General features: G+C 66.9%; 12 protein-coding genes. 8 read left to right on the top strand and 4 right to left on the bottom strand.

Annotated features, from left to right (window positions below):
* The first annotated feature begins 76 nt into the window (after window positions 1–76).
* Both aat and EV672_RS11360 read left to right on the top strand, forming a co-directional pair.
* Window positions 77–832: a leucyl/phenylalanyl-tRNA--protein transferase gene (aat, locus tag EV672_RS11365; protein WP_133609291.1), complete on the top strand. Its 756-nt coding sequence runs from the start codon at window positions 77–79 to the stop codon at window positions 830–832.
* Window positions 829–1,566 (top strand): arginyltransferase, encoded by a 738-nt coding sequence (locus tag EV672_RS11360; protein ID WP_133609288.1) that lies wholly within the window; start codon window positions 829–831, stop codon window positions 1,564–1,566. Before aat ends, EV672_RS11360 begins: the two co-directional genes overlap by 4 nt.
* A gap of 4 nt (window positions 1,567–1,570) precedes the next feature.
* Here EV672_RS11360 and EV672_RS11355 read toward each other — a convergent pair whose 3' ends face one another.
* A complete protein-coding gene (locus EV672_RS11355) occupies window positions 1,571–2,305 on the bottom strand; it encodes an SIMPL domain-containing protein (RefSeq protein WP_133609286.1) in 735 nt (244 codons plus the stop codon).
* 198 nt (window positions 2,306–2,503) lie between these two features.
* Here EV672_RS11355 and ompR point away from each other — a divergent pair, with 198 nt between their 5' ends.
* Both ompR and EV672_RS11345 read left to right on the top strand, forming a co-directional pair.
* Window positions 2,504–3,241: an osmolarity response regulator transcription factor OmpR gene (ompR, locus tag EV672_RS11350; protein ID WP_133609284.1), complete on the top strand. Its 738-nt coding sequence runs from the start codon at window positions 2,504–2,506 to the stop codon at window positions 3,239–3,241.
* A 3-nt stretch (window positions 3,242–3,244) separates the two neighbouring features.
* Window positions 3,245–4,573, top strand: a complete 1,329-nt coding sequence (locus EV672_RS11345) for a sensor histidine kinase family protein (protein WP_133609282.1) — start codon at window positions 3,245–3,247, stop codon at window positions 4,571–4,573.
* Here the strand turns inward: EV672_RS11345 and ispF are convergent, their stop codons facing one another.
* Window positions 4,574–5,065: a 2-C-methyl-D-erythritol 2,4-cyclodiphosphate synthase gene (ispF, locus tag EV672_RS11340; protein WP_243738641.1), complete on the bottom strand. Its 492-nt coding sequence runs from the start codon at window positions 5,063–5,065 to the stop codon at window positions 4,574–4,576. It lies immediately after the preceding gene.
* Between the two features lie 340 nt (window positions 5,066–5,405).
* On the opposite strand from ispF, the gene EV672_RS11335 reads away from it, so the two are divergent.
* From EV672_RS11335 to EV672_RS11325, 3 genes are all read left to right on the top strand, one after another.
* Window positions 5,406–6,608: an ammonium transporter gene (locus EV672_RS11335; protein ID WP_133609280.1), complete on the top strand. Its 1,203-nt coding sequence runs from the start codon at window positions 5,406–5,408 to the stop codon at window positions 6,606–6,608.
* A gap of 114 nt (window positions 6,609–6,722) precedes the next feature.
* The gene (locus EV672_RS11330; protein ID WP_133609278.1) at window positions 6,723–7,073 is read left to right on the top strand and encodes a type II toxin-antitoxin system Phd/YefM family antitoxin; all 351 of its coding nucleotides are present in this window, start codon (window positions 6,723–6,725) and stop codon (window positions 7,071–7,073) included.
* Window positions 7,074–7,125: 52 nt separating this feature from the next.
* Complete coding sequence (locus tag EV672_RS11325) at window positions 7,126–7,899, top strand: ATPase (RefSeq protein WP_133609277.1); 774 nt, start codon at window positions 7,126–7,128, stop codon at window positions 7,897–7,899.
* Here the strand turns inward: EV672_RS11325 and ispD are convergent.
* On the bottom strand, window positions 7,838–8,590 hold the full coding sequence (ispD, locus tag EV672_RS11320; protein WP_133609275.1) for a 2-C-methyl-D-erythritol 4-phosphate cytidylyltransferase: 753 nt from the start codon (window positions 8,588–8,590) through the stop codon (window positions 7,838–7,840). The two genes, EV672_RS11325 and ispD, sit on opposite strands and share 62 nt — an antisense overlap.
* A gap of 186 nt (window positions 8,591–8,776) precedes the next feature.
* Between ispD and mfd the strand changes: the two genes are divergently transcribed.
* Window positions 8,777–12,289 (top strand): transcription-repair coupling factor, encoded by a 3,513-nt coding sequence (mfd, locus tag EV672_RS11315; RefSeq protein ID WP_166643552.1) that lies wholly within the window; start codon window positions 8,777–8,779, stop codon window positions 12,287–12,289.
* Here mfd and EV672_RS11310 read toward each other — a convergent pair.
* Window positions 12,258–12,788 (bottom strand): TfoX/Sxy family protein, encoded by a 531-nt coding sequence (locus tag EV672_RS11310; RefSeq protein ID WP_133609582.1) that lies wholly within the window; start codon window positions 12,786–12,788, stop codon window positions 12,258–12,260. The two genes, mfd and EV672_RS11310, sit on opposite strands and share 32 nt — an antisense overlap.
* Window positions 12,789–12,799 lie beyond the last annotated feature (11 nt).

Below are 12,799 nucleotides of genomic sequence, written 5' to 3'. Positions count from 1 at the left end.
CCCCATGAACCTTTTCTAAGGTACCTTTCAGCCCGATGGCTTGCCATCGGGCTTTTTTCTTTGTCTGCTTCCGCCCATGATCCCCTGGCTGCACCCGGACACCCCCTTCCCCGACACCGCACAGGCACTGGGGCCGGACTCCGATGCACCCGGCTTGCTGGCTGCCGGGGACGATCTCAGCACGGAGCGCCTGCAGGCCGCCTACCAGCGCGGCATCTTCCCGTGGTTCAGCGAAGGCCAACCTGTGCTGTGGTGGAGCACCGACCCGCGCATGGTCCTGCCTGTCGCCGAGTTCAAGCTGTCGCGCTCGCTGCGCAAGACCCTGCAGCGCTTCCTGATCACCCCTGGCTGTGAACTGCGCATCGACAGCGCCTTCGAGGCTGTCTCGCAGGCCTGCGCCTCCACGCCCCGAGATGGCCAGGCAGGCACCTGGATCCTGCCCGAGATGCGCGCGGTCTATGCGCAATGGCACCGCATGGGACGCGTGCACTCTTTCGAGACCTGGATCGATGGCACCCTGGTGGGTGGGCTGTACGGTGTCAGCATCGGGCGGATGTTCTACGGCGAGTCCATGTTCTCGCACCGCACGGACGCCTCCAAGATCGCGCTCGCCGGACTGGTGGCGTTTTGCCGTCGCCACGGCATCGAGGTCATCGACTGCCAACAGGAAACGGCGCACCTGGCCTCCCTGGGCGCCAGGCCCTGGCCACGCGCGCGCTTCGAAGACCACCTCAATCGGGTGACAGCGCTGCCGCCCCCCGACAATTGGGCCTATGATGAATCGATCTGGTCTGAACTGACCGGAACGGAACACCAACACCCCGGACCGTGACCCATCCCAAAGACCTGCCCCTGGCGTCGTTGCAGTTTTATGCTACAGCCCCCTACCCGTGCAGCTACCTGGATGGCCGCACAGCACGCTCGCAGGTCGCGACACCCAGCCACGTCATCAATGCCGATGTGTATTCCGGCCTGGTGGCCAATGGCTTTCGCCGCAGCGGCATGTTCACCTACCGACCGCATTGCGATGGCTGCCGCGCCTGCGTGCCCCTGCGCCTGCCGGTGGACCGATTCGAGCCGACGCGCAGCCAGGCACGCGCCTGGAAGGCCCACGAGCACCTCGAAGCCCAGGTGCTGCGCCTGTGCTTCAGCCAGGAGCACTACCAGCTCTACCTGCGCTACCAGGCTGGCCGCCACCGGGGCGGCGGCATGGACCACGACTCGGTGGACCAGTACACGCAGTTCCTGCTGCACAGCCGCGTGAATTCGCGCCTGGTAGAGTTCCGTGAGCCCGCCAAGGAGGGCGAAGCCCAGGGCGTCTTGAAGATGGTGTCGGTGCTGGACGTGCTCAACGACGGGCTGTCTGCGGTCTATACCTTCTACGAACCCGAGCCCCACACCAGCTACGGCACCTACAACGTGCAGTGGCAGGTGCGACAGGCCCGGGAGCTGGGCCTGCCCTATCTTTACCTGGGCTACTGGATCGGCGAGAGCCCGAAGATGGCCTACAAGACCAAGTTCTCGCCGCACCAGTGCTACATCGGTGGGCAGTGGCGAGAGGGCTGAGCGCTCAGGGCGTCAGCACGACCTCACCCGACACCGTCACCGACAGCACGCCCTTGCCCGGCGCCACCGGCAGCGGTGCGTCGGCCGACATGGCTTCGGCCTTGGCGCGCATGGCCATCATGACCGGACGGGGCTCGAAGCCTGGCTCGGTGGACGATACCGACATCGCGCCGAGGGTGTAGCCCTTCATGCCGAAGTCGCGCGCGATCTGGGCCGCACGCAGCTTGAAGCGGCCGATCGCCTCGGTGGTGAGTTGGCTCTCGTGCTGCTCGCGCACGCTGCGCGACAGGCCATAGCTGACATTGACCACATTGAGCTGGTTGAGCTTGCCGGCTGCCTGCGACACCTTGCCCGCATCGTTGCCAGACAGCACCAGTTGGGCCGAGCCCTGCCAGCCATTGGCTTTGCCGGTGTTGTTGTAGCGCGGGTAGAGGTTGAAGCTGCCAGTGCGCACGCTGAGCGCTTCGGGCGTGGTGGCCTGGGCCTGCTTGCGGGCCTCGGTCAAAGCGGCGTCCAGCAGGCGCTTGAGTTCGGCCTGCACGTCGGCGGCCTGGCTGCCCTCCTTGACGGCCTCCAGCGTGACGGTGAGCTGGTCTTGCGTCAATTCTTCCGTCGCCGTGGCCGAAAACTGCACGACGTTGCGACGATCTGGCTCACCTGCATGGGCGGCCACCAGCGGCAAACTCAAGGCCAGGGCAGGCAGAACGCGGCGGGCAGCAGACGTGACAAAACGGGGCATGGGCAGGCTCTTTCGGGAGTGAAGACCCCGTTTTAACGCACGCAGCGCCCTTTTCGCCGACGGCTTGAACCTTCTTTGCAAGTGCTTGACGCGGACACGCGATGGCGGCAAGATTTGTAACAAGCGGTCAGAACCCTCGTTTTGCCACTCGCAACCTGCGCACAATCCGCGCTTGTTACAAATGCCGAGGACCCCTGCATGACCCCCACCAACGCCAACCAGCGCCCGGACCGAGTCCTGGTGGTCGATGACGACGCCCGCATCCGCGACCTGCTGCGCCGCTACCTCAGCCAGGAGGGTTTCGAGGTGCTGCTGGCCGAAGATGCCAAGGCGCTGAACCGCCTGCTGACGCGCGAAACCGTGGACCTGATCGTGCTGGACCTGATGCTGCCCGGCGAGGACGGCCTGTCCATCTGCCGCCGCCTGCGCGCCGCCAACGACAGCACGCCCATCATCATGCTGACGGCCAAGGTCGAGGACGTGGACCGCATCGTCGGCCTGGAAGTGGGTGCGGACGACTACCTGCCCAAACCCTTCAACCCGCGCGAGTTGCTGGCCCGCATCCACGCCGTGCTGCGTCGCCGTCCGGCCCAGGAAGCGCCTGGTGCACCGGCCAAGGAAGCTCAGACCGTCACTTTCGGCCCCTTCGAGTTCGACCTCGCCCTGCGCCGCTTGAGCAAAGAAGGCGAGCCGATCGCGCTGACCACCGGCGAGTTCTCCATGCTCAAGGCCCTGGTGCGCCACCCACGCCAGCCGCTCAGCCGTGACAAGCTGGCCCAACTGGCGCGTGGCCGCGAGTTCGAGCCCTTCGACCGCAGCCTGGACGTGCAGATCTCGCGCCTGCGCAAGATGATCGAGCCCGACCCGGCCCAGCCGCGCTACATCCAGACCGTCTGGGGCGTGGGCTATGTGTTCGTGCCGGACGGTGGGGCCTGATCGATGCCCCGCAAGCGTTTCGCACTCAGTCTCTTCTGGCGAACCTTCATCCTCCTGGCGCTGCTGCTGGCGGCAGGCATCTTTGCCTGGCTGCAGACCTTCCGCGCGCTGGAGTTCGAGCCGCGCGCGGTGCAATCCGCCCAGCAGATCGCCAGCCTGGTGAACCTGTCGCGGGCGGGGCTGCGCTACGCCGATGCCATCAACCGCGTCACGCTGATCAAGACGCTGTCGGACCAGGAATCCATCCGCCTCAAACCGCGTGAACCGTCGGACCGCTTCGAGCCTTTCGAGGTCAGCGGCCTGACGCGCACGATCAGCCAGGAGCTGCGCTCGCGCCTGGGGCCCGCCACCATCGTGGCCAGTGCCGTCAATGGCACGCCCGGGCTGTGGGTGGGCTTCCAGATCGAGCGTGACAACTACTGGCTGCAGGCCGATCCCAACCGGGTGGGGCCGCTCACGGGGCGCACCTGGTTCGTGTGGGTGGGCATCGCGCTGATCGCCACGCTGCTGGGCTCGGCCGTCATCGCGCGGCTCATCAACCAGCCGCTCAAGGAGCTGTCGTTCGCGGCCAGCCGCATCCGCGAGGGCGAGTTCGACTCGGTGCTGGACGAGTCCATGATCACCCGAGAGATCCGCGAAGTGAACCAGGGCTTCAACCGGATGGCCCGCGAGCTGGCCAAGGTCGATGAGGACCGCGCCGTGATGCTGGCCGGCATCAGCCACGACCTGCGCACCCCGCTGGCACGGCTGCGCCTGGAGGCCGAAATGAGCGTGGTGGACGAGGAGGCCAAGCGCAACATCGCGGCCGACATCGACCAGCTCGACGCCATCATCGACAAGTTCATGGACTACGCCCGGCCCGGTGAGGTGGAGCTGGTGCCTGTGCATGTGTCGAGCGTGGTGGACAAAGCCATCAGCCAGTTCCGCGACACCAAGCGCATCCGCATCACGGCCAAGCTGCCCATCGACACGCGGGTCATGGCCGACGAGACCGAACTGGGCCGCGTGCTGACCAACCTGTTCGAGAACGCGCGCCGCTATGGCCGCAACACCTACACGGGCATCACCAACGTGGACGTGAGCTACACGCGGGCAGGCTCGTGGGTGATCCTGAGCGTGCGCGACCATGGCCCGGGCGTGGCGCCAGAGAAGCTGCCACAGCTGACCACGCCCTTTTTCCGCGGCGACGCGGCGCGCACGGCAGCCACGGGCGCAGGCCTGGGCCTGGCCATCGTGGACAAGGCCCTGCAGCGCATGAGCGGTGACTTCGAACTGGCCAACGCGCCCGGTGGCGGGCTGGTGGCGCACATCAAGCTCAAGCGGGCGCCCTGATCAACCCGCCTTGAAGAGCAGGCAGACGGCACGGGCCTCGATGGCCCTGCCCTCGCCCACCGGCCCCATCTTCTCGGCCGTCTTGGCCTTCACATTGACCGCATCGACCGACAGCCCCAGGGCCTGGGCGATGCGTTCGCGCATGGCCGGGATGTGCGGCGCCATCTTGGGCGCCTGGGCCACGATGGTGGTGTCGATGTTGCCGATGGCCCAGCCTTCAGCGGCCACACGCCGCGCAGCCTCTTGCAACAGCAGCACGGAATCGGCGCCCCGAAAGGCCGGATCGGTGTCGGGGAAGAGCTTGCCGATGTCGCCCAGGGCGGCTGCGCCCAGCAAGGCATCGGTGATGGCATGGAGCAAAGCGTCGGCGTCGGAGTGACCGAGCAAGCCATGGCTGTGGGGGATGGTGACGCCGCCCAGGATCAGCGGACGGCCTTGCACCAGGGCGTGGGTGTCCCAGCCTTCCCCGATGCGCATGGTGGGTGCGTTCATGGTGGGTGCGTTCATGGCGTGCATTGTCGCGCAAGCCAGGGCGGCGTCAGACGGCTGCCAGGCACCTGGCGATGCGGGCATGCGCTGGCGACCAGAGCGCCCCATCATGCACAATCATGGTGCAAATTGGCGCATGTTGCGTAAAACGCACCAACACAGATCTTTCAACGTCCATGCGGCGCATGCCCGTGGTGCGAGCAACCCATGCCCGGACACGGCAGCCCCAGAACGCCCCAAACACAGGCATGAGAATTGCATAAGTTGGTGCAAAACCCGCTTCAGGATGCCACTCGCCTCATGTCGGTGCATCCGCGTTCTTGGATTTTCTGGACGATCGCACATGGAACAACTCAAACAAGGCGCCGACGCGCTGTTCATCCTGCTGGGCGCCATGATGGTGCTGGCCATGCACGCTGGTTTCGCGTTCCTGGAACTGGGGACGGTGCGCGGCAAGAACCAGGTCAATGCCTTGGTCAAAATCCTGGTGGATTTCTGTGTTTCGACCATCGCATATTTTTTCGTGGGCTACACGATCGCCTATGGCGTGGACTTCTTCGCTGGCGCCGGCACCCTGGCCCAGAACAATGGCTACGCGCTGGTCAAGTTCTTCTTCCTGCTGACGTTCGCGGCGGCCATCCCGGCCATCATCTCGGGCGGCATCGCCGAGCGCGCCAAGTTCGGTCCGCAACTGGTGGCCACGGCCATCATCGTCGGGGTGTTCTACCCGCTGTGCGAAGGTGCAGTCTGGAACAACAGGGGTGGCTTCCAAGACTGGCTGCAGGCCGTGACGGGCGCCCAACTGCATGACTTTGCCGGCTCGGTGGTGGTGCATGCCTTCGGTGGCTGGGTCGCGCTGCCGGCGGTGCTCATCCTGGGTGCGCGGCGCAACCGCTACCGCAAGGACGGCGCCGTGTCGGCCCACCCGCCCTCGAGCATCCCTTTCCTGGCCCTGGGCTCGTGGATCCTGGTCGTCGGCTGGTTTGGCTTCAACGTGATGAGCGCCCAGACCCTCGACAAGATGTCAGGCCTGGTGGCGGTGAACTCGCTGATGGCCCTGGTGGGCGGCACCCTGGTGGCCGTGCTGATGGGCAAGAACGACCCTGGCTTCGCTTACAACGGCCCGCTGGCCGGCCTGGTGGCCGTGTGCGCGGGTTCGGACATCATGCACCCCGCAGGCGCCCTGGTGGTGGGCGCGGTCGCTGGTGCCTTGTTCGTGGTCATGTTCACCCTGGTGCAGAACAAGCTGAAGATCGACGATGTGCTGGGCGTGTGGCCGCTGCACGGCCTGTGTGGCGCCTGGGGCGGCATCGCGGCGGGCATTTTTGGCCAGACCTCCTTGGGCGGGGTGGGCGGCGTGAGTCTGGGCACCCAGGTGCTGGGCACGCTGATCGTGGTGGGCTTCGCCCTGCTGAGTGGCGGCCTGGTCTATGGTGTGTTGAACAAGTTCATGGGGCTGCGCCTGAGCCACGAGGAAGAGTTCGAGGGCGCAGACCTGTCCATCCACCGCATCAAGGCATCGCCGGAGCAAGAAGTTTCCTGGTGACTCTCCCAAGCCCGGCACCGACCGGGCTTTTTTCATGGGGCAGGCCCAGACACCGTGGACAAAATGGCCAAAATGTCTAAAATGGCCAACAACACCCACTCCCAGGCCGACACCATGACAGCCCTCCACCTGCGCAACCCCCTGGGTGACAACGTGGACGTTCCCGAGTTCTCGGCCACGGAGGCCAAAAACAGCTTCGGGCGCGTGCTGGACGCCGCGTCCAGCCAGGGCATGGTGGCCATCACCAAACGCGACCGAACCACCGCCGTGGTGCTGTCGCTGGACGCTTACCAGGCCCTGCTCGACGCCCGCGACCAGGCCCTGGGCAGCCTGAGCCACGAGTTCGACGCCCTGCTTCAGCAGATGCAGACTCCTGCCTCCCGCCAGGGCATGATGGCCGCGTTCAACGCCAGCCCCGAGGCCTTGGGCCAGGCCGCGCTGGCAGCGGCACAAGCGCCGCGCTGAGTTCACGCGCACCTGCGTGCGCCACACCCCAAACACAACAGAGAGACTGCCCGTGGACCAGACTGCCCACGCCCCCCGCCTGTTCGTGCTCGCAGGCACCAACGGTGCTGGCAAAAGCAGCATCGGTGGCGCGATGATCCGCGCCTGCGGTGCCCAATACTTCAATCCGGACGAGGCTGCCGCACGCATCCGTCAGGCGCAGCCGCACCTCAGCGTCACGCAGGCCAACAGCGCCGCCTGGCACGAGGGCAAGCGCCTGCTGCAACACGCCATCGCCCAGCGCCTGAACCACAACTTCGAGACCACCCTGGGCGGCCAGAGCTTTGCCCGGCTGCTGAAGCAGGCCGCAGAAGCGGGCTACGAGTTGCGCATCTGGTACGTGGGCCTGGCCAGCCCGGAGCACCACCTGGCCCGCGTCAAGGCGCGGGTGCGCAAGGGCGGGCACGACATCCCTGAAGCCGACATCCGCCGGCGCTTCGATCAGAGCCGCTTGCAACTCATCCAGTTGCTGCCGCACCTGACAGAGCTGCGCGTGTACGACAACACCGACGAGGCCGATCCGCACCTGGGCATGCCCCCCCAACCGCGCCTGGTGCTGCATTGGCAGGCCGGACAGGTGCTCGCCCCGGCAGATGCCACGGCCATGGCGCAGACGCCGGCATGGGTCAAACCGGTGGTGATGGCGGCACTGAAAGGGGCATTGAAGGGGGCAATGAAGGCGAGCTTGAAAGCGGACGGGGCTGCCCGCGACAAGCCAGCAGCCCTCAAGCCCGTGTCCGCAGCAGGCGTTCGGCCAAAGCAAAGTCGCCCGGCCAAGTCACCTTGATGTTCTCCCAGTCGCCTGGCACGAGGCGCGGCATGTGGCCCAAGGCCTCGATGGCACTGGCCTCGTCGGTGATGGCCGCAGCGCTCACCGGATCAGACAAAGCCGATGCCAGGGCGGGACGCAGCAGCCCGAGGCGGAACATCTGTGGGGTCTGAGCGGCCCACTTGGCCGTGCGGTCCACCGTGGCCTGCGCGCGGGCCTCGCCGTCCGCACCTCGCACGGCGGCCTTGAGCGTGTCGGCCAGGGGCAAGGCCAGCAGGCCACCGACCTCGTCGGCCTCGCAGTCGGCGATCAACCTCGCCACCCACTCGGGCCGCAGCAGGCAACGTGCGGCATCGTGCACCAGCACCCAGTCGTGCGGCTGGGCGCCGCGGGCCAGCAACTCGGCGAGGCCGTTGACCACGCTCTCGGCGCGGGTGGCACCGCCCACGCGGGCGACCCAGGCGCGCTCGCCCGTGAAGGCGGGCGCGTGGCGCTCGAATTGATCATCTGCTGGCGAGAGCACCACCAGCGTGGCCACCAGCCGGGGCACGGCTTGCAAGGCGGCCAGGGTGTGGGCCACGACGGCCTGCCCCGCCACCGGGTGGTACTGCTTGGGACCGCCCACGCCGGCGCGCTCGCCCACGCCGGCACACGGCACGAGGGCGTAGCAACGGGGCAAGAAATCGGGTGACGTCAAGGTGAATGGCATGGCATCGGACATGGCGGGATTGTCCCCCACCTAAAATGCCTGGCTCAGCGATGACACCTGCGCGCCACCACCTGGGCCGCAGACCTGAGACGCCCGGCCACCGTCGTGACCGGGCGCTTTGCCATTGCCGACCGCCAAGCCACGACCGCCAGCCCGCTCCTCCGCCCCACCGATCCGACACGCGCCATGCTGCCTGCCCTGCCCCTGCCCTCGATCGCCGCCGGCAAACGCCACGCCGTGCCCCGCCCCACCGGCTCGGGCGATGCCTTGCTGCTGGCCCGCTTCGCACAGGCGCGCAAGGCCCAGGGACAACTGACCGCGCTGCTCACCGCCGACCCGGCCGATGCCCAGCGCCTGCTCGATGAGATCGCCTTCTTCGCGCCCGAGCTGCGCTGCGCCATCTTCCCGGACTGGGAGACGCTGCCCTACGACACCTTCTCGCCGCACCAGGACCTGATTTCCGAGCGACTGGCCACGCTGTGGCGCATGCAAAACGGCGTGGCGGGCGAGGCCGACAAGGGCGTGGACCTGGTGCTGCTGCCCGCCACCACGGCGCTGACCCGGCTGGCGCCGCCGTCTTTCCTGGCGGCCTACACCTTCCACTTCAAGCAAAAGCAAAAGCTCAACGAAGCGGCACTGAAGTCGCAGCTCACGCTGGCGGGCTACAACCACGTCAGCCAGGTGGTGTCGCCGGGCGAATACGCCGTGCGCGGCGGCCTCATCGACCTCTACCCCATGGGCTCGCTGGTGCCCTACCGGGTCGATCTGTTCGGTGACGAGGTGGACTCCATCCGCACCTTCGACCCCGACAGCCAGCGCAGCCTCTACCCCGTGCCCGAAGTGCGTCTGCTGCCCGGCCGCGAGTTCCCGATGGACGAGGCCGCGCGCGGCGCGTTCCGCAACCGCTGGCGCGAACGCATTGAAGGTGACCCGACCAAATCCCGCATCTACAAAGACATCGGCACGGGCGTGGCCACGGCGGGCATCGAGTACTACCTGCCGCTGTTCTTCGACGAGACCTCGACCTTCTTCCAGCACCTCGGTGACCCTGCCCAAGGGGGCGCCGCCGTCGTGCTGCACGGCGACATCGACGAGGCCCTGCGCCGCTTCTGGACCGAAACCCGCGAGCGCCACCGCTTCCTGCAGCACGACCCCGAACGGCCGCTGCTCCCGCCCGAAGACCTCTTCCTCAAGCCGGAAGACTTCTTCGCCCTGGCCAATGCCCATGCGGTGCTGGTGGTGCGCAGCACCGAGCCCACAGAGCCCACGGCATGGGCCCGCCCCCTGCCCAACCTGAGCGTGGAGCGCGGTGGCCAGGACCCGCTGCGCAAGCTGGAACAGCACATGGCCAGCACCGAGGCCCGCGTGCTGGTGGTCGCCGAAAGCGCCGGCCGCCGCGAGAGCCTGATGGAGCTGCTGCGCGACCACAAAATCGACCTGCCCAGCGTGGACTCGCTGCAGGCCTTCGTGGACAGCGGCCACCGCCACGCGATCACGGCCGCACCCCTGGCGGCAGGCTTCGTCTGGCAGTCCACGGACGCCGCGGGTGCCTCGCACAGCCTGCACATCGTCACCGAGACCGAGCTGTTCGACGCCAGCCCAACCACACGGCGCCGCCGCAAGAAAAACGAGCAGACCACCGACGTGGACTCGCTCATCAAGGACTTGTCCGAGCTGAACGTCGGCGACCCGGTGGTGCACAGCAACCACGGCATCGGCCGCTACCAGGGCCTCATCAACCTCGATTTGGGCGATGGGCCTTCCGAGTTCCTGCACCTGGAGTACGCCGACAAGGCCACGCTGTACGTGCCCGTGTCGCAGTTGCACCTCATCAGCCGCTACACGGGGGTGAGCGCCGACGAAGCCCCGCTGCACCGCCTGGGCTCGCCACAGTGGGACAAAGCCAAGCGCAAGGCCGCCGAGCAGGTGCGCGACACCGCCGCCGAGCTGCTCAACCTCTACGCCCGCCGTGCTGCGCGCGAAGGTCACGCCTTCCGCTTCAGCGCGCAAGACTACGAGGCCTTCGCCACCAGCTTCGGCTTCGAAGAAACGCCCGACCAGCGCGCCGCCATCCACGCTGTCATCCAGGACATGATCAGCCCGCGCCCGATGGACCGCCTGGTCTGCGGCGACGTGGGCTTCGGCAAGACCGAAGTGGCCCTGCGCGCCATGTTCGTGGCCGTGACCAGCGGCAAGCAGGTCGCCCTGCTGGCGCCCACCACCTTGCTGGCCGAACAGCACTACAACAACATCTCCGACCGCTTTGCGCAATGGCCCGTCAAAGTGGCCGAGATGTCGCGCTTCCGCTCCGCCAAGGAAATCAAGGGCGCCATGCAGGGCCTGGAAGACGGCACCATCGACATCGTCGTGGGCACGCACAAGCTGCTCAGCGAGTCGGTCAAGTTCAAGCGCTTAGGCCTGCTCATCATCGACGAAGAGCACCGCTTTGGCGTGCGCCACAAAGAGGCCATCAAGGCCATGCGCGCCGACATCGACGTGCTCACCCTCACCGCCACGCCCATCCCCCGCACCCTGGGCATGGCCATGGAAGGCCTGCGCGACCTGTCGGTCATCGCCACCGCGCCGCAGCGCCGCCTGGCCATCAAGACCTTCGTGCGCTCCGAAAACAGCAGCATCATCCGCGAGGCCGTGCTGCGCGAGCTCAAGCGCGGCGGCCAGATCTACTTCCTGCACAACGAGGTCGAGACCATCGAGAACCGGCGCGACAAGCTCCAGGAGCTGCTGCCCGAGGCCCGCATCGCCGTGGCCCACGGACAGATGCCCGAGCGCGAGCTGGAGCGCGTCATGCGCGACTTCGTGGCCCAGCGCCACAACGTGCTGCTGTGCTCGACCATCATCGAAACCGGCATCGACGTGCCGAGTGCCAACACCATCGTCATCAGCCGCGCCGACAAGTTCGGCCTGGCGCAGCTGCACCAGCTGCGCGGCCGCGTGGGCCGCTCGCACCACCAGGCCTACGCCTACCTGCTCGTGCCGGATGTGGAGGGACTGACCAAGCAAGCCGCCCAACGCCTGGACGCCATCCAGAACATGGAAGAGCTGGGCTCGGGCTTCTACCTGGCCATGCACGACCTGGAAATCCGCGGAGCTGGCGAGGTGCTGGGCGACAACCAGAGCGGCAACATGATGGAAGTGGGCTTCCAGCTCTACAACGAGATGCTGGCCGAAGCCGTGCGTTCACTCAAGGCAGGCAAGGAGCCCGACCTGCTCTCGCCGCTGGGCATGTTCGGCGCCAACACCGACATCAACCTGCACGCCCCCGCCCTGCTGCCCGACGCCTACTGTGGCGATGTGCACGTGCGCCTGAGCCTGTACAAGCGCCTGGCCACCACCGACTCGCTCGACAAGATCGAAACGATGCTCGAAGAACTGGTGGACCGCTTCGGCAAGCTGCCGCCCCAAGCTCAGGCCCTGTTCGACACCCACAAGCTGCGCGTGCTGGCCAAGCCTTATGGCGTCATGAAGATCGACGCGGCGCCCGGCATCATCAACGTCACCTTCCGCCCCAACCCGCCGATCGACCCCATGCGCATCATCGAGCTGGTGCAAAAGAACAAGCACATCAAGCTGGCGGGCAACGACAAGCTGCGCATCGAAAAAGCCCTGTCCGACCCGAAAGACCGCGCCCAGTACGTGCGCGACCTGCTCAAGGCCCTGGGGCAGCCGCTGAACGCGTGACGTCGCGCAGCACCAGAGGGCTCAGCGCCGATGGCTTTGCGCGTCTTCGAGCGCCATCAGCAAACTGAGCCTGTCCTGCTCGGCCACCTGCCGCCAAGACCGGCCACTGAGCGCCCCCTCCAGCGCCCACAACAGGTTCAGCGAGGCCGACGGGCACTGCGCCTGGGTGCGCTGCACCCACACCCAAACGGGCCCAACGCACCGCCACATCCGGCTGGTCCAAGGCTTCGAGGGGCGCCTCGTGGTACATCAAAGCCACCCGCCGCCCCTTCGCCTCGAACACAAAAGGCAGACACCGCTCGGCCTCGAACACAGGCAGCGTCTCTGCATCCACCTTGATGAAGCAACGGCCATCGGCCAGCAGCGCGAACATCACGCCATCCAGGTACAGGCCGTGCCCGCCGAACATGGGCTTGGCGCGCACCGCCCCCATCCCGCGCAGGAGATCGACCACATGGTCAGCAAACGCGCGCCGGGCTGATGACGGGTTCGTGGCCATGTCCAAGTGCC

This window comes from Aquabacterium commune (assembly GCF_004362855.1).
GTDB classification, from domain to species: Bacteria; Pseudomonadota; Gammaproteobacteria; order Burkholderiales; family Burkholderiaceae_C; genus Aquabacterium; species Aquabacterium commune.
Note: the sequence above shows the minus strand (reverse complement) of the source record. Positions and strands in the feature narration are given on the sequence as shown.